Source organism: Desulfonatronovibrio magnus (genome assembly GCF_000934755.1).
In the GTDB taxonomy this organism is placed as follows: Bacteria; Desulfobacterota; Desulfovibrionia; order Desulfovibrionales; family Desulfonatronovibrionaceae; genus Desulfonatronovibrio; species Desulfonatronovibrio magnus.
Window position 1 is genome coordinate 26,811 of record NZ_JYNP01000024.1, and the last position, 17,685, is coordinate 44,495.

12 protein-coding genes are annotated in these 17,685 nt (G+C 44.6%); 3 read left to right on the top strand and 9 right to left on the bottom strand.

Translation table 11 applies throughout. The annotated features are described in order from the left end of the window. The first annotated feature begins 27 nt into the window (after window positions 1-27). The 3 genes from LZ23_RS03335 to LZ23_RS03345 all read left to right on the top strand — a co-directional run bounded on the left by LZ23_RS03335 (window position 28) and on the right by LZ23_RS03345 (window position 4,489). Window positions 28-579 carry a YkgJ family cysteine cluster protein gene (locus tag LZ23_RS03335; protein ID WP_052507077.1) on the top strand — a complete coding sequence of 184 codons (552 nt, stop codon included), beginning with the start codon at window positions 28-30 and terminating at the stop codon, window positions 577-579. 33 nt (window positions 580-612) lie between these two features. Beyond that, window positions 613-2,961: a penicillin-binding protein 1A gene (locus LZ23_RS03340; protein WP_045211586.1), complete on the top strand. Its 2,349-nt coding sequence runs from the start codon at window positions 613-615 to the stop codon at window positions 2,959-2,961. A 526-nt stretch (window positions 2,962-3,487) separates the two neighbouring features. After that, window positions 3,488-4,489 (top strand): hypothetical protein, encoded by a 1,002-nt coding sequence (locus LZ23_RS03345; protein WP_045211587.1) that lies wholly within the window; start codon window positions 3,488-3,490, stop codon window positions 4,487-4,489. Between the two features lie 1,154 nt (window positions 4,490-5,643). Here LZ23_RS03345 and LZ23_RS03350 read toward each other — a convergent pair. From LZ23_RS03350 to LZ23_RS22240, 9 genes are all read right to left on the bottom strand, one after another. Further along, a complete protein-coding gene (locus tag LZ23_RS03350; RefSeq protein WP_045211589.1) occupies window positions 5,644-6,891 on the bottom strand; it encodes an ABC transporter permease in 1,248 nt (415 codons plus the stop codon). Continuing rightward, complete coding sequence (locus tag LZ23_RS03355; RefSeq protein WP_052507083.1) at window positions 6,884-7,585, bottom strand: ABC transporter ATP-binding protein; 702 nt, start codon at window positions 7,583-7,585, stop codon at window positions 6,884-6,886. Before LZ23_RS03355 ends, LZ23_RS03350 begins: the two co-directional genes overlap by 8 nt. Before the next feature lie 238 nt (window positions 7,586-7,823). Next, window positions 7,824-9,296, bottom strand: a complete 1,473-nt coding sequence (locus tag LZ23_RS03360) for an efflux RND transporter periplasmic adaptor subunit (RefSeq protein WP_045211591.1) — start codon at window positions 9,294-9,296, stop codon at window positions 7,824-7,826. Between the two features lie 53 nt (window positions 9,297-9,349). Further along, on the bottom strand, window positions 9,350-10,738 hold the full coding sequence (locus LZ23_RS03365; RefSeq protein ID WP_045211592.1) for a TolC family protein: 1,389 nt from the start codon (window positions 10,736-10,738) through the stop codon (window positions 9,350-9,352). Window positions 10,739-10,990: 252 nt separating this feature from the next. Further along, window positions 10,991-12,052 carry a hypothetical protein gene (locus LZ23_RS03370; protein ID WP_045211593.1) on the bottom strand — a complete coding sequence of 354 codons (1,062 nt, stop codon included), beginning with the start codon at window positions 12,050-12,052 and terminating at the stop codon, window positions 10,991-10,993. 38 nt (window positions 12,053-12,090) lie between these two features. Next, window positions 12,091-12,774 (bottom strand): GNA1162 family protein, encoded by a 684-nt coding sequence (locus tag LZ23_RS03375; RefSeq protein ID WP_045211594.1) that lies wholly within the window; start codon window positions 12,772-12,774, stop codon window positions 12,091-12,093. Between the two features lie 26 nt (window positions 12,775-12,800). Further along, complete coding sequence (locus LZ23_RS03380) at window positions 12,801-13,574, bottom strand: CsgG/HfaB family protein (protein ID WP_045211595.1); 774 nt, start codon at window positions 13,572-13,574, stop codon at window positions 12,801-12,803. A 25-nt stretch (window positions 13,575-13,599) separates the two neighbouring features. Continuing rightward, window positions 13,600-15,717 (bottom strand): caspase family protein, encoded by a 2,118-nt coding sequence (locus LZ23_RS03385; RefSeq protein ID WP_045211596.1) that lies wholly within the window; start codon window positions 15,715-15,717, stop codon window positions 13,600-13,602. Between the two features lie 43 nt (window positions 15,718-15,760). Continuing rightward, window positions 15,761-17,533 (bottom strand): serine/threonine-protein kinase, encoded by a 1,773-nt coding sequence (locus tag LZ23_RS22240; RefSeq protein WP_052507078.1) that lies wholly within the window; start codon window positions 17,531-17,533, stop codon window positions 15,761-15,763. Between the last annotated feature and the right edge of the window lie 152 nt (window positions 17,534-17,685).

A 17,685-nucleotide genomic window follows, 5' to 3' on the forward strand; every position in this document is an offset into this window, starting at 1 on the left:
CTTTTGGGTAAAGCCCGCATTATTTTCATGGTAAGTATCACCCCTCCTGCAACTTCAGACTACGTCTGTGTCAGGTGCAGTCAGGTCAATCCAACGTGTTGTCGGATCAATCCTGGTGCGGAAAAATACTGTTTTCCCTTGTCAAATCACGAAATTCAGACCATAAGTGCTTATTCGGCATCTCATGATTTTTATATTGAAGAACCAAACCAGGCAGATTTTATCCATAGATTAGGCAAGCTTCTGCCCTGGCCGAGAAAAAAACTGTTATCCATTTTCAGCCTTGACAATTCTCACTTTCGTCTAAACAATACTGAAGATTACTCGTGCGTTTTTCTTGGTAATAATGGATGCTCCCTGCCCCACGATTTAAGGCCAGTTTACTGCAGGATTTACCCTTTCTGGTTTTACAATGACAAACTGTTTGTTCTGGAAGATCCCGGGTGTCTTGCACAGAATGAACAAAAATCCGTTCAGCAACTTATTCGATTGTTTGGAGTTGATCCAGAAGATTTAAGAAAAAAATATCTGACCATGGTCAGTAATCTGGAAAGCAGCAAATCAAATTATAACTTATAACTTAGAACTTAGAACCCGGAACCCAGAACAATTATGAAATTTTTAAAGATTATTCTGATTATATTTATTTTTCTCAGCATTGCCGCAGTTGGCGCTGGATATGGTGTCTACAAATGGGCTGCTCAGGATCTACCGGATTATAAAGATATTTCTGACTACAATCCTCCTCTTGTCACAACTGTTTTGACGAGAGACGATGAAGTGCTTGGATATTTTTATCGTGAGATGCGTTTTCTTGTGTCTCTGAATCAAGTGTCTCCATGGGTAGTCAAGTCTTTCCTGGCTGCTGAAGATGCCGGATTTTATGAACATGAAGGCGTGGAGTTTCTGGGGATTGTCAGAGCAGCAATTCAAAATTTTCAGGCAGGTGAAATTGTCCAGGGTGGGAGTACCATCACCCAGCAGGTAATAAAGTCACTTTTACTGACTCCTGAGAGAAGCTATACCAGAAAAATAAAAGAGGCTATTCTTGCATACCGCTTGGAAAATCATCTCACAAAAGATGAAATACTGACCATTTACCTCAACCAGATTTTTCTCGGTGCCAGGGCTTATGGTGTAGAAGCTGCAGCCAGGATTTACTTTGGAAAAAATGCCAGGGACTTGACTCTTGCCCAGTCCGCATTGATCGCTGCATTGCCCAAGGCCCCGTCCAGACTTAATCCTTATCGCAATCCTCAGGGGGCAAGGCACAGACAGGTTTATGTTCTGAATCGCCTCAGAGATCTGGGCTGGATCACCTCAGAAGAGTTTGAGGAAGCAATGACAGAGCCCTTGGAATACGAGTCCATGCCGGATCCATCCTGGAGACACGGTCCCTATTATCTTGAAGAGGTTAGAAGGCAATTGATTCGTAAGTTTGGTGAAGACAAGGTTTATGAGGGCGGGCTTCTTGTAAATACCGGGGCTGCTATCAAGCATCTTGATGCAGCGCAATCTGCATTAAGGCAGGGGCTTCGCGAATCCACCAAAAGAAGGGGGTGGCGAGGCCCTTTGGATAATATTGAGCCTGACCAGTACGATAATTTCCTGAGTCAGGATATCAGTGATGATCAGTTACAGGGAAAGAGATGGTTGCAGGCTCTAGTGGAGGATGTGCAGGAATCAGGGGCCAGTGTCCGGTTTGGACCATATAAAGGCTGGATGGATGTATCCACCATGTCGTGGTGCAGAACTTTAGATCCGTCCAGAGCTCCGGAAGAGGTGCGAGCTGTTCGTGATGCCACAAGAGTGCTGAAAAAAGGGGATATTGTATGGGCTTCTATTAAGCTGACTGAAGATGATGAGCCGGAAATTCTGGAACTCGCTCTGGAACAGGAGCCAGTTGTTGAAGGAGCACTTGTTTCAGCTGATCCCAGGACTGGAGAAGTTCTGGCTATAGCGGGCGGCTATGATTTTAACCGCAGTCATTTTAACCGCGCTACGCAAGCCAAAAGACAGCCAGGCTCGGCTTTCAAGCCTTTTGTGTATTCCGTTGCCATGGATAATGGTTTTACTCCAGCCTCAACTGTGCTTGACGCTCCCATTGTATATGACGATTTCACCACAATGACCAGCTGGAGACCCAAGAATTTTGAAGGTGTTTTTTATGGGCCAACCTTGCTGCGTACTGCCCTTGTGAAGTCAAGAAATCTTGTGACGATCCGCATTGCTCAGCAGATGGGCATTAATGAGATGGTTTCGCGCTTCAGGGACTTTGGCATTGATGAAGAATTTCCAAGAGATCTTTCCATCAGTCTTGGGTCCGTGCCCATGTCTCTTTTGAATTTATGTCAGGCCTATTCAGCCTTTGCCAGAGATGGATCATACATGCCCTTAAGGTTTGTCAACAGGGTAGCAGACTCATGGGGAAATGAGCTTTACCGTAATGAAGATCATCCTGTGCAGGCAACAACTCCTGAAAACGCTTATATTATTACAAATATTCTTCAGGAAGTGGTTCGTGATGGAACTGGCTGGAGAGCCAGGGTGCTTAACAGACCGGTGGCAGGCAAGACAGGTACCACCAATGATCAAAACGATGCCTGGTATATTGGGTACTCTCCTTATCTTATTACCGGGGTCTATGTTGGCTTTGATCAATTGACGCCCATGGGAAGGTTTGAAACTGGTGCCAGAGCTGCCTCTCCTATATGGGTAAACTACCGTCAGCAGGTGGAAGAAGACTATCCTGTGCAGGACTTTTCTCGTCCAGCAGGGGTGACCATGGTCAGGATAGATTCGGAAACTGGTCTTCTGGCTGACTCCGGTGCTGAAGGCAGTTATTTTCTGCCATTTATCGCAGGCACTGAACCAACCCGCAGAAGTGTCTCATCAAGTACAGGAGAGCAGGCTCAGACAGGACCGAGCACTGAAGAAGATCTGTTAAGACAGATTTTTTGAAGAGTGGAGGGAGAAGGATTATGGGAGAAGGCTGAAGGCTGAAGGTTGAAGACTGAAGGTTGAAGGCTGGAGGTTGAAGGTTGAAGGCTGAAGGTTGAAGGTTGAAGGTTAAAGGTTGAAGGCTGAAGACTGAAGACTGGAGGTTGAAGGTTGGAGGCTGAAGGCTGGAGGTTGAGGGTTGAAAGCTGAAAACCTTGAATAGGAGTATCTGTTTAGCGCTTTGGATGTGGCACGGGGACTGGCTCTTCCGGGACCCACTTGTTCCAAAAATGAGTCACTTTGAGCACAAATTGATGCTCAAATGGGTCCCGGAGTGCCTGTCCCCTGCTTTCCTTAAAAGCGCTAAACAGATACGAATAAGATTTTTTTGACTATGCCCCGGACTTTATACTTTATACATTAGCCCCATGATTTTAGACTTTAGACTTTAAACGGTGGACCTTGGACCTTAGACCTTGGACCTTGGACCTTATACCTTGGACATTGGACTATTGACCCTGGACCCCCAAAATTAAACATACTCAGCATGAAGTCTTTTGCAAAAGCTATATACAGCGTAATTAAAGAGTCATTTACAGCCTGGATTGAACTTTTGAAGATAATGGTGCCCATCATTATCGCTGTAAAGTTAATTGCTGAGCTTGGTTTGCTTCCTTACCTGGCATCTGCCCTGGAACCTCTGATGCACCTTATGGGGCTGCCCGGTATTATGGGGCTGGTGTGGGCTACGGCCATGGTTAATAATATATACAGCGCCATGATTGTCTTTGTCTCTCTGCCTGAAAGCTTTGAACTCACCGTGGCTCAGGTTACAATATTATCAACAGCCATACTTATGGCGCATGCCCTGCCAATTGAGCTGCGCATTGCACAAAGGGCAGGTACAAGATTGATTTTTCAGGGCCTGTTCAGGATAGGCTGTGCATTGATACTGGGTATAATACTTAACTTTATTTATGAGTGGGGTGGTTGGCTGCAGGCAACTAATACCGTGGTCTGGCGGCCCAACCCCCAGCCCGATGGATTACTTTTCTGGATCTTTTCCCAGCTTAAAAACCTGGGAGTCGTTTTTGTAATTATTCTGATTTTGATGGCTGTCATTCGTTTTTTAGACCATATCAGGGCTACTGAATTGTTTATCTGGCTTCTTGGACCTCTTTTCAGGCTTATGGGTATAGGCAAAGAAGCTGCATCCATTACTATTGTAGGCCTGACCATGGGACTTGCTTATGGTGGAGCGCTGATCATAAAGGAAGCCCGTACAGAAAAGATCAAAAAACAGGATATATTCTTTTCACTCACCTTAATGGGCATTGCCCACAGCCTTATAGAAGACACTTTGCTAATGATGCTCCTGGGAGCACATCTTTCCGGCATTCTTTTGATCAGACTGATTTTTTCAGTGCTGATTATACTGCTCATGGTAAAAGTATGGTCGGTTCTTCCTGACAGATTCGTGCATAAATATCTCTACCCTCTACCTGAAGATAATCTCAACGCGAGAAACACAGCTTCACGCCCTGCCTGACCTGGTTATCATGGTTCGATTAAGTTTTATGTAAATAAATATAAATTTATACTCAAATGTCCTATGCTGTTTTTTCCCGCTTTGTTTTCTTTAGTAACTTACCGCCTCAATCCTTTAGCAAAAAACAAAAAAATTTTTTCTTTGGTAACTTTTCAAAAACTCCGGGCAGTATTCCTGGATACCGGCTTCCGCCGGTATGACATCGCAATGCTATGATCTGTTCTCTTTCGTCATTCCGGCGAAAGCCGGAATCCAGGTCTTTTCTTGGGTTACGATTGCCGGAGTTTTTGAGAAGTTACTTTCTTTGATATGAGAAATAATGCCCAAGATACTGCTTCTTCAGCCTTCAGCATTCAGTCTGAAAAATCAGTCAACGCCTCAACTTAACTGTTTCTGTTTAGAAGCTCTTCACCTGGGCGGACCAGGACCGAACGTGTGAGTAACTTTACGAATCTGTCACTTTTCTGAAAATTGGGACAGTCCCCGCGAGGTACTATAAATAAGAAGGATACTGCATTGGTTCCTGGAAGAAATTTGCTTTAATGGTAAAATTTACACAGCGAGGGACAGTCCCTGTGCCAGGCGTAAAGCTCTCATCTTTGACGGAACTTTTCTGGCAAATGTGCATCAATCATGAGCAAAAACCGTATAAATGTGAAAAATGTAAACATCTGATTTTATTGGCAAAACGATTGTAGTTACTTGTAAGCTCCTCACCCGGGCGGCCCGGGACCGAACCTGCGAGTAACTGAAAATGAGTCTGTGAAAAATGTAAACATCTGATTTTATTGGCAAAACGATTGTAGTTACTTGTAAGCTCCTCACCCGGGCGGCCCGGGACCGAACCTGCGAGTAACTGAAAATGAGTCTCCTCTATGGACTTTGGGACAGTCCCCGCGAGGAAACGTTAAAAAGTTTGATACTGCATTGGTTTTTGGCAAAAATCGGTTTTAATGAAAAAATTTACATAGCGAGGGACAGTCCCTGTGCCAAGCGCAAAGTTCCCATCTTTGACGGAACTTTTTTGGTAATTGTAAGTGAATCTTAAGGAAAAATCGTAACAAGCTGAAAAACATAACAGCTTGAAATAATTGACATAAAAATGTAGTTACTTAGAAGTGGGGTGTGGGCACAGCCCGCATTAGTCCATTCTCTTAAATATGTCTCAGAGCATCTACCGGATCCATTCTGGCTGCCTTGACAGCCGGGTAAATGCCCGAGGCAATGCCTACCCCTATGGACATGAGCATAGCCAGGAGCAGAGACCAGGGGCTTATATATGTCTGCCACTGAATAAAAGAACTGACAGACAAGGCAGTTACTGATCCCAGTAAAATGCCAAGTATTCCTCCCATTACTGTCAGCAGGATGGATTCTCCCAGAAATTGGGTGACAATATGTTTAGTGTTAGCGCCAATAGCTCTCCGGATGCCTATCTCTCTTGTTCTTTCAGATACGTTGGCCAGCATAATATTCATAATTCCTATACCTCCCACAATCATAGAAATACCTGCAATGCTGCCGAGAACAATATTAAACAGGCGCTGGGCCTGTCTGGCCTGAGACAAAAGCTCAAGTGGTATAATAATCTCGAAGTTTTCCAGACCGTCCCGGTTCCACAAAAGTACCCTTCTAATAGCTGAGGTTGTTTGTTCGATATGGCTTACATCTGAAACTTTGAGTAATACTTCCGACAAACTTTCAGTTACGGCAAAAGACGACATTGATCCTGCGTCACTGCTTAAAGGAGTGATTACAGTATTGTCAAAATCTCTAAGAGTTAGCGGCAGTGCGTCCTGATCTATACTGCCCCTTGAACGTAATATACCGATAATACGACAGGGCGTACCATCTAAGTGAATAGTTGAGCCTATTTCCGCCCCATGCCCGATTCGCCTGACTAACTCTGCCCCAAGAACGCATACTTCATGACGGTTTTCCACGTCTAAGTCAGAGATAAATCTACCTCTCGCAAGATTGAGTCCTCTTGAATCTATGTAAGCGGGATTAACTGAAAGGTTTGTTGCTGAGCCTGATCGTCCTAATTCACTGATGACCGTTGAAGATTCTCTGACAGCTGATATGGATTCTAAACCAGGAAGCTGAGATAATTGAATGATATCATTGTATCCCAGATTGGGAGCCATTGATGGGATATCGCCCTCAAAAATAGATGTTTCGGAATTTCTGATAAGAATTGTATTTGTTCCAAGACGTCCAATTTGTTCCAGGGTTTGCCTTTTGGCCCCTTCGGCTATTGCGAGCATAGTGACAACTGCCATCACAGCGAAAACAATGCCCAGAGTGCTTAAAAGACTGCGCATTCTGTGCAGTGTCAATGCTTGCCAGGCCTGCAGCCATACCTGTTTTCTGGCGAATGAAAAAAAAATTGATTTATCCACTTAATGATCCATTTTTTATAAAGCATACTCTGTCAGCTGCTTCCGCAACTTCATCATCATGGGTGACCACAATGAGGGTGGTGCCTTGCCAATGCATTTCATGAAAGAGGTTGAGAATAGACTTGGTATTCTCATTATCCAGATTTCCCGTAGGCTCGTCTGCCAGGACAACAAGGGGCTTGATAATTAACGCCCTGGCTATGGCTGCTCTTTGCATTTCCCCACCTGATAACTGGTTGGGGCGGTGAGTTTCGCGTTCAGCCAGTCCGACTTTTTTCAAAGCTGTTCGTGCCAGATCATAAATGTTTTCTGGAGGGGCAGGATGATATAAAAAAGGCATGGCCACATTATCAATAAGTGTGCATTGAGATATCAGATTATAGGCCTGAAACACAAAACCAATTTTAGATGCCCGCAGTAAAGATAGCTCGATATCATCAAGCTGTAATATGTTTTTACCGTTCAGATGGTAAGATCCACTGTCAGGACGGTCAAGGCAGCCAAGTATATGCAGCAGGGTGGATTTGCCGGTCCCTGACGGACCCATTATTGCTATAAATTCACCATGAAGAATCTCCATATTAACGTTATATAATGGATGGACAGTTTCGTTACCAGAGGTATAGCTTTTACACAGGTTTGCTGTTTTGATTAAGGGCAACGACTCAGGAAGTGAGTTTTTGATTCTATTCATAGCAGGATGATTTTGAATGATATGCAGCCTTAGAAATTGAAAGAAATAAGCATTAATTTGCACAATATTGCGAGCGGGGTGCTGAGAGAACTGCCGCGTTGGTTGCCAGACTTTTGCCAAACCTGAATGTCTGGAAGGATTATTACCGGCTGGTAAATATTCACAGTATTGATACTGTATGAAAATCGAGGTATATTAAAAAAATGTTACAAAAAAGCACTTTGCAGTCTCAAAAAGTTTAAAAATACCTTGTTCTTAAAACTCTGTCATGAGGAGGTCTGCTCAGAGCAACATGCTCTCCTGGCTCAAGTCCTTTCTGGATTTCCACAAGCTCTTCGCTTCTTGCTCCGACTGCTATCTCTCTTCGTTCAAATCCTCTCCCTGACTGTACATAAGCAAAGTTCTGGTCACCTTCCCTGAATAGGGCGAATGAAGGAATTACCAACACGTCAGATTCTTCCTGACAAATAATATTGACTCTGGCTGTCATACCTGGCCTTAACCTGGGGTCTGACTGATCTAAACTGATGGTCACCCTGAAAAATTTACCTCTTTGACGGCCATCTGCACCTTGATCAGCCAGTACACCGATGGATTCAACACGCCCCGTCAGGTTAAGCTCAGGATAAGCATCAACCCTTGCCAGAGCTAACTTGCCAACATCAATCTTGTGCAGGTCAGTTTCTCGAACCTGGGTATTTACTATCATCCGAGAGATATCGGGCAGATAAACCAGAGGCTGATTCTGCCAGACCTGATCACCCACTCTTGGTTTTCTATTGGTGTTGCCTCTGATCTGCTCAGCCAGAACAACCATTCCAGGACCTGGTGCTCGAATAACAGTCGCACTCAGTTCCTGCTGGGCTGTATTCAGGCTTTGTCTCGCAGTTTGTAACTCCTGCTCAGACCTCTCTAAGGCAGCCATGGCCTGTCCAATCTTGTATCCACCTCCAACTTTTGTCTGCTCAAGATTAACTTCAGCTGCAGTTATGGCAGCCCTGGCCTTTTCAAGTTGGACAGGCAACAGGTGGTCCCTGTAGCTTTCAAGTTGCATGGCAACCATTGTATAGGCCTGTCGTGATTCATCAATCATCTTTTTGATCTGGGCCTGTTCAGTGGGATTGGCAAACCCTCTCTCGCTGAGCTCCTCTAATGATTCATTAAAACTCAGTTTTTGATCATAGTCGTCTCTGGCCCGGTTTGCTTCAGCCTCAAGTCTGGCCAGTTCTCTGGGACCTTCACCTTTTTCCAGTCTGCGAAGTTCAAGCCTTGCAATCTGCAAATCACTTTCAGCCCTTGTTATTTCACGCTCCACCTGGTTTTTCTCCCATTGAAGGAGTTGGTCCTGGGCATCAACCAGAGTATCAAGTTCAATAACCCTTGACCTGAGCTTGATAACTTCTTCTTCAAAAACAGAAGGATCAAGTCTGACCAGAACATCACTTTCCTCAACATGCTTTCCATCTTCCACAAGATAGATAATTTTGCCCCGATCACCGCGAACCGAAGAGCTTAGGACTATAGAATTAGCAGCATCAAGTTCTCCTACAGTGCGGACTTCCACCACCATGTCAGTTTTGATGGCAGGGGTAGTAAGTATTTGGCTGGACGGGGTGGATGAATCAGAAAAGCTTGTATAGATTAGCAGCAGAAAAAGGATGGTTGCGCTGATTGAGATAATTATCTTGTTTTTGACTATGAATTGTTTCATAAAATGTGACTGATCGTCAATATTTTCAGTTCTAACCTTTATAAAATAACTGATTATCTTTGTACTAAGGTACCGATGGCTGCTCTAAGTCTGTATTGTCCTACGATATAGTCGATTACAGCTGAGGCAAGCTGTGTTTGGGAGCGCCTCAGTGAGATTTCTGCGTCAATGAGATCAAAGTTGTCTGCCATGCCGTGTTGAAATTTTATTCTGGAAAGTTCGAGCTGACCTCTGGATTGATGGATCTGCTCTTCCTGATTGTCAATGGCTTTGTCAAGCCTTTCAAGGTTTCGAAGTTCCCTTTTGACTTGAGCGGTAATGTCATCTCTTGTGAAACTTTGTCTTCTTGCTGCCTGTTGCAAACTTATGAGGCTTTCTTCATATGCAGCTTTTTGAGAAGTTCTCCGTAAGTCTGTGCTGGATCCCAGGCTGATACCCCATGAAGTGCTGTCGGGCATGGAACCGGGAAATCTGGATGAAGAGTCACCTGCCTGGCTGAAAGATAAGATCACGTCCAGTTCTGGGAGAGTGTCTTTTCTTGCAACATCACTCAGTCTTCTTGATTCAGCCAGGGCATCTCTGACTTGCTCAATCTCTATACGATTGTCCATGGCAGTATCAATCATTTCCTGCTCATCAGGATAAATTCTGTCAACTTCCAATGGCAGGGTAACAGATATATCTCTTTCAAGCGGCAATGCTAAAAAAATTTTTAATGCATCCAGAGCGTCAATATATGACTCCTGGCTTCTAATAAGTTCATCTTCAGCCTGGTTAAGCTGTATTCTAACTCTGAACAGATCCATGGAGTTGACAAGGCCCATACGCTCTTTGATGGCAGTGGCCTCAGCCAGATCACTTAGCCTTTGATATGATTCTTGCCGTAAGCGGAGAAGTTCGCGCTGACGAACTACCTCATATCCGTTACGCACAGCTCCAAGTACTGTTTCAATTTCCCTTTGCTGCTGGGCTCTCAAAGCGCTTCTTGTACCATAGCGAGCGCTATAGACACCTGACATAGTGTAATCACGTCCTGCCCCTCTTAGCAAGGGCTGAATGATACGCAGGTTAGCTCTGGAACGGTATTCATTGTCAATTCTTTGCACAGATGGAGTAATGTCTACTCTTGTACCGACCTGAGTCTTTCTTTCCAGACTGATTTCAAGATTCAAATCAGTATCTGTTGATGAATCATCTCCTCCTGATACACCTATTCCGGCTCCAGGATAAATTTTAAGTTCAAAGTCAGACTCTGCAGACTCAAGGCGTAAGTTTGATCTGTGAATATCATCCCGAGCGTCAATCATTCCCCAATTGGCTTCAATGGCCCGGTTGACGATTCTTTCAAGGTCGTAAATGTCCTGGGCATGGGCTGGGAAATTCAAACAAACTATTAAGATTAAAGTGCTAGTCTTTATTTTTCTGAAAAAAATACCAATCATTTGTGCTTGCTATCTCTAAGTCAGTTTGATTGTGAAAAAAATAATGGTTTTTTCATATTATTCTGATTTATAGATAATGATTAATTTTCGAGCCAAGCTTAGCAATTACGATGGGGATCCGGTCCAAAATGTGTGCATTTGCAGCATGGTGAGCAGTTATGATTATTTTTATTTTATATTTTACCGGGTGCTGCCGTTCAAGGTGAAGTGTAATCAGGCGGCACCCAGTAAAAATAATTAAATATTTTGAGATTATCCTGGAATAAAGGTATATGTCCAGGTCTTTGTGTATGAAGGACCCCAAGCTGGTACTGAAACCGTTACAGTATCAGTTACTCCGGGATCAGCTCCTTCAATAACAAAGCTGATTTGACCACTATTGTCAGAAATTTCCGTTCCACTGCCAGACCATCCATCTGTTCCCTGCCAGCTGTAGTCAACTTTAACACCTAGTGAGTTAACCCTTACATAAACAGTAACATCCTGGCCAGCTACAGGGTTAGAGGGCACATGCCATGAGCTCCAAGTTTGAGGATCAACTGGATCTGGGGATGGCGAAGAGCCGCCACCACCAGAGCTGCCTCCAGCTGCGGCTGCGCCTCCTACTGCAGCAGCAGCGCCAACACCAAGGGCTACTGCACCAGCTGTTCCAATGCCTGCAGCACTGGCACTAACTGTACCAGCAGTAGTTGCTGCGGCTGCAGACCCACTGGTTGATGAAGTGAGCTGGTAAAGTCCACCTGCTACTACACCGAATCTTGCGCCAGATTCAACAGCGTTCATGGCAATATTGTCGGTAAAACCAGGGACATCTGCTGGTACCTGGTCCAGCTCCATACTGACGTGGATTTCACTGTCAGCTGGGATGTCCTGCCAGGCAGGAGCCTTATCCTTATCTTCCTGATTGATGACAAATGTTTGTGACTTGACAACCTCATTGTTGGCATTGACTGCCAGAAACAGGTATTCAATCTGCTCTGTTGATCTGGAAGGAGCAGGAAGAACGCCTGCGAAGTTATTTCTTCTGGTATTGGTCATGGGTACAAAGACAAAGTCAGCTTCCCCGGCTGATTTAAAGTAGCAGCGAACCAGTTCAATTCCACTGGGGTCAGACACCTGTGCCTCAAGCTGAATCCGGTGTTCAGGTACAAAGTACTTGGGAGCAGTATGTCTCATGTTGGTCTGCGCTGAAGTTTCAGCGGCCATAAGAGCGGGTGCCAGGGTAGACAATACAAGTGAGAGGCACATGAAGATAATCAGCGATTTTTCACCTGCACTGCGAAACTGTTTGATCCAGGGCATAATTCTTGTCATAATTCCTCCTAAATGGGTTAAAAAATTAAAAGATATCTTTAGTCTGTTGCGCTTTGAACCTGAATAGCTCTTTGAAGCAGGTTGTCCTCCTGGATAGTAATTTTTCCAGGGGGCAGAGTTTTGAGCATTTCCTGTACCAGCCAGGCTATTCTATCAGATCTGGAAGCTGAAGAGTGGGCCATCAGGTTGATGATAGCGTTAAAAGGGTCTATCTGCCATTGTCTGTGAGCAGTACGCCATTGTTCACTGCGCCACAGAAGTTGACCTGTCTGGCAATGAGTCAGTCTTAATGAACAGGAAACTACAACTGCATCATATACGCCCTGATGAATCGAAGCAGACTGATCCACTTGCCCCAGGAGTACCGCCTCAGTATTGAGTTTGCTGCATAGACGCTCAAGACTTATTCCCTGCAGTTGTCCAGGGGTCTGGATGCCCAGGTCATCCATTACATCTTGTACAGCTTCAACTGAAACTCTGCGGTAACCCTTGGCTTGCAGCCTCTGGTAAACTTCGCTGTACAAAACATCTTCAAGCTCAGGCTCCAATGAAAAGTTATCCATAGGTAAAACAGCGATCACATTGGGGGAGTACTTTTCATACTGGGGATTTACTTCCCAGAATTCCTGATCCTCTCTGGATTGTGCATGACCTGATGTTGCCATGGTTAAGCAAACCCAGGAAAAGAGTGTAATCAGCGTACCAGCCTTTTTGAAAAACATAATCTTACCTTACCATTTTTCTAAAATTAATTCAATATAACGCCACTGCCATCCTGCCTTATTTCCGGCTGTTTCGGCGCTTCCGGTTGTGACGGAGTTGTCGGCCTGCTGTGTCTGTTATAAGTTGAGATAAGCTCTACCAGGGCCTGGCCTATGGCCATGTCCAGAGCATCGTCTCCAGCGCTGCTGTCCCATGAACCAACCTGTCCGCCGGCAGGTCCTCCGGAAAAAGTCTGACGTATGGTATGTTCTCCCTGACCTGTGGAAAGATATTCTCCTGTCTGGGCATTCTGGAGGAGAAGGTCCACCCTGACGGTTGTATCTACAGTTCTTGCTCGGGATGTAGCACTGACCTGGGAATGGGTATGAACGTTGAATCTTGTAATGGCTCCGGAAATAAAATACTCACAGAGTAGAATTCTTCTGGCTCTCTGCATGTTTTCAGGACTTCTGATGATATCCACCTGACTTAAAGTATCCCAGTCAAAAAGACGTTTCATCTCTTCCCATTCCACAACCCTGAAATAGCCTGCTCTGAGCAGGTGTGAGGCAAGAAACTGGCCGGAGGTGTCCCACAATCGGTCAGCGGAATAGGTGCTTTTGTTTTCAAAACCGGCAATAGCCACCAGCTCTCTGTCAGCAGGAGGCGGGGGTATTCTGCTCCAGTCAACCCTTTGCTCCTGGTCCTGCAATTGTGGCGGAGGTGATGAATATTGTCCTGAGTGATGGGCCTGGCATCCAGTGAGAGCCATTGCAAACATTAATAACGCAAACAGTGTTACTTGAAATTTTAATCTCATGATTTATACCTGAAAGTGCTTAAGGTTATTGAAGTCTGACCAGAGGCAGGTCAGTTCCCTGCATCCTGAAGTAGGGGTGCTGCTGGCCGTTGGTCAATCTTGGAACTTGCCTGGAAACAAACTGAAAAACTTCGTTTAAGGAAACGTATCCGTCCCTGTCATAATCTGCCTCGCCGCGCATGGCATTGACAAGGGCATAGGTAAATGCTCCATGCCCGGTAAAGTCTGGATCAAGGCGAAACTTGTCTGATTCCAGTGATACTTCTCCTGCCTTGGAAGCGGACAGGATATAGGTACCACTGGCTGCACTTATGGCACCAGCTAAATCTTCACCTGTTCCGAGATTGCGCATGCCCACCTGCAGGGCTCCAGCATGACAGGTATCCATAGCGACTATTATTTTATCAACATTATGAGAGAGAATTCTGATGGATTCTTCAAAGTCAGACATTCTCAGTCCAGTAGATAAAAGATTGTTGAAATCAGAGTCAGAGGGCATGAAATAGTATGAGCCTGACTGGCGATGCTTAATACCATGACCGGCCATGAATATAAAAATAATATCATTGGGAGCTGCCTTACCAAGATGAGTTGTAATGGCTTCAATTATTGCGTTTCGTGTCACATCCTCGTTTACAAGAGTCTTAAAATGAACTTCAGAAAAGGATTTGCCTTCATGGGCCTTGAAAAATCGTTCCAGCTTGAGGGCGTCCTGGTCAGCGTATCTAAGACTGATGGACGAACTGGTGTATTTGGAAACCCCAATGGCAAGCCCCCAGAAAACAGGCTTGCCTGAGGGTGATACAGGACCGAGTGAGCCTGAAGAGGCAGCAGCCCAGCCTGATTCGCCTCTCGCTATTTCCAGAGCCTTTCTGGTAATGTTGCCATGAATGTCAGCGGCCTGGATGGAAATAGTGCTGGTGGAGTCGTCCAGAGCGAGTTCGTGCATAAAGTGGCCAGTATCTGAAAAAGGAACGTCCTGGTCATTTACCCGGACAAAAAGGATATCACTTTCATCACGGACAATGCCTTCAATTATAGTGCTTTTTATTTCAGGCCTCATGGCTATCTGAAAACCTCTCGTGACCTCAGGACGCAATAAGACCAGTTCAGGAGGGCTTGTATCGCTTCCTCTGTCTACTGCCAGATCTTTTGTTGACATTCGTCCGACAGTATTGACTGCCATAATCAAAAATCTATTTTCCCCAGATCCAAGTTCCACAGAATGCTGAAATCTTCCATCGTTATCATGCTCTACCTTTTCACCATTAATCCTGACCTCAGTTATGCCTCGAGAGTCGATGGCCATTCCCTCGATGGTCAGTTCTCTTTGTCTGGCAACTGGAATAAAGCCTCTTGTGGCTGGGGGATTCAAGATGACCAGTTCAGGACCATTAGTGCCAGCAGGTTGAGCTTGAGCTGCTTCTTCCTGCTGCTCTGCTGATTGAGGCTGCAAAGCCGCAGCTTGAGTGGGCTGTGTGTCTGCTGGTTCGGGTTGCTGGGCTGAAGGCTCTGGTCTTGGGGCAGGTCTTGGGGCAGGTCTCGGCGTAAGAGATGATTTATAAGTTGACAACTGGCTTCTATCCTGTGCAGTCAGGCTGGAGGGCAGTTTTCGAGATGCAATTTGGGCTATTTCCTGAGACAGTTTCTGATAATTGGAATGGGAAGCTTCCTGTCCAGAACGGCTTGCAGTTGTAAATGACAGGCTGTCCATGTCAATTGTTCTTCCGGTTGCAGCGTTCACGATTCTGTATGAAGCTGAAGTAGCAGCCCTGCTCATCTGCATATTCAAAACTTCTTCCTGGGAGACCTGAGTTCTGACTTTTGCGCTGACAACAAACGCTGCGTTGTTCAGGACTGCTGCTTTTCTAAGTTCGGACATTGCTCCAGACCTGGCTGATTCTACTTCCTGTCTGGAAAGTCCACTCATTGGAGAGATATCATCGGAGGTCATTACTTCAAAGTCCTGCCTGAGAAGGTTTCTCGCTATGAGCATTTCGGTTTCTTTAATCAGGGATGAACTGGTTTCGTCTCCTCTTTCCTGAACAACATTGATTAGTATTTTAGGAGTTGAAGCAACCACGCTTTGAGCATGCAAGGCAAAAAAAATGATGAATATTGTAATTAAAAATATTTTTTTCATATGGATCCTCCTTGATGAAAAAGGTTTGTGACATACATGGCTGTCATTGCTGGATCAAGTATGTAGTAGTTGTATGTTCAATATTTAGATTCTGCAGGGTTTCAAGCCTTGAAATCAGTTGCGTAGACTTCTTGGAATCTTCTGGTCCTACCACGAGAAAAGGGGTTGTCTGGCTGAATGATGAGCCCATCAGGTCAAAAGGTCTGGATGAAATGAGGGCTACCAGCTTGTCTGTGCCTGCAGGGCCTGTCACCTGCAAATCAAAGCCCATTTGTTCGTTGGGAACAGAGTACCTTCTCCCAGGCTGTATGAACTGACTGGATGAAAAATAGTTGGGAAAAACCTGTATAACTTCCCCCTTGGTGGTAAGAGTCAGAATTGTTAAATAACCAGGTTCAGTGCTTTCAAAGAAAAAACTTATGGGCTCTCCAATTCGATATGAACTTTTGTCTGTCCAGACAGAAAAACTTTCAGATGATTGTTCATTTCCTATATTCAGTATGATGTCGAAAAGTGATTTTTCCTGTACAGGTGCTGGATCTGGGCTGACTGGATCTGGATCAAACTGAGGTGAATGTTCAGGCAAAGATGCAATCTCCAATGGAGGTTCTTGTTCAGAAAGCTCATGATCTACCTGTGCATCCGGAACAGTTTTTTGAGTTATCTCCGCTGTTGCAAGCTCTTCCTCCTGTTTTCCTAAAGGAATAAGGATTGCCACGATGACCAGACTAACAACAAGTATCGTACTGAGGAATAAAAGTTTTTTATTCATCAAGACATCAACTAAGTTAGCTGGAGAAAGCTTTTGATCTTTTTTGTCTGACTGATTTTCCTCTCTGCTTTGAGAAATACCTGTCGAGTCTAATATTGTTCTATCTTCCTCAAGTATTGTAGAATCGATTACTGTCTGGTCATCAAGTATGGTTTTCTCATCATCAAGGTCTTGAAGTGGATGTTGATCCTGATCAGGTGACTGCAGCTTGCCTGTCTGAAAGTCCTGAAGATCATGAAGAAGAGCCTCACAACTCTGATATCTATTTTCAGGAACTTTATCCAGTAACCGCATTATGATATTGCCAAGCTGCCTTGGAATATCCGGGGTTGTTGCTTCGGGCCTTGCTGGTATTTCGTGGGCCTGGGCATAATATATGGCACTTGTGTCTTTGCCGTGAAAAGGATGCTTGCCTGTAACCATTTCATAAAAAACAAGGCCCAGGCTATACAAATCACTTCTTGCATCAACTGGATCGCCCTTGATTTGTTCAGGACTCATAAATCTTGGTGAACCGAGAACTGTATTTGGAGCAGTCAAATCATTGTCACCAAGGTCTTTGGAAATACCAAAGTCAGTGATTACTACCTTTCCCCGACTGTCAAACATTATATTTGAGGGTTTAATATCTCGATGTATCACCTTTCGCTGATGGGCATGACCCAAGGCTTCAGTTATTTCTAACATTAATTCCAATGCTGTCTTAGTTTCAAACGCACCCTCTCTTTTGATGCGGGCCTGGAAGTTTTCTCCCTCAATGAAAGGCATTATTATATAGTCAAATTCATCGTTGGTTCCAAAGTCATAAATGTCGATTATTCCTGGATGATCAAGGCTGGCAGCCAATTTGGCCTCTCTGTAGAACCTGGCCTTAAAATGTTCGTTTTTTACCAGTTCCTGGTGAATAATTTTTATGGCAACTTTTTTGCCCAGAGCTTTATGAATGCCCAAAAAAATCTTTCCCATGCCACCGGCCTGGATCAATTCTTTAATTTCGTACTTATCGCCCAAGGCGTTATGAATCAATGTCTGACTGTCGCTCATCTGACTCTCTTATTTCTAAATTTGCAGTTTGAACTTTTAGCATGACCGAAACATTTCATGGAAAAGGCTGTTTTTGAGTCCGCTTAACCTGGAATATGAATAAATCAACAATGCAAAAGTGTCGTCTTAAATCGTTATGTTCCGAAAATTTT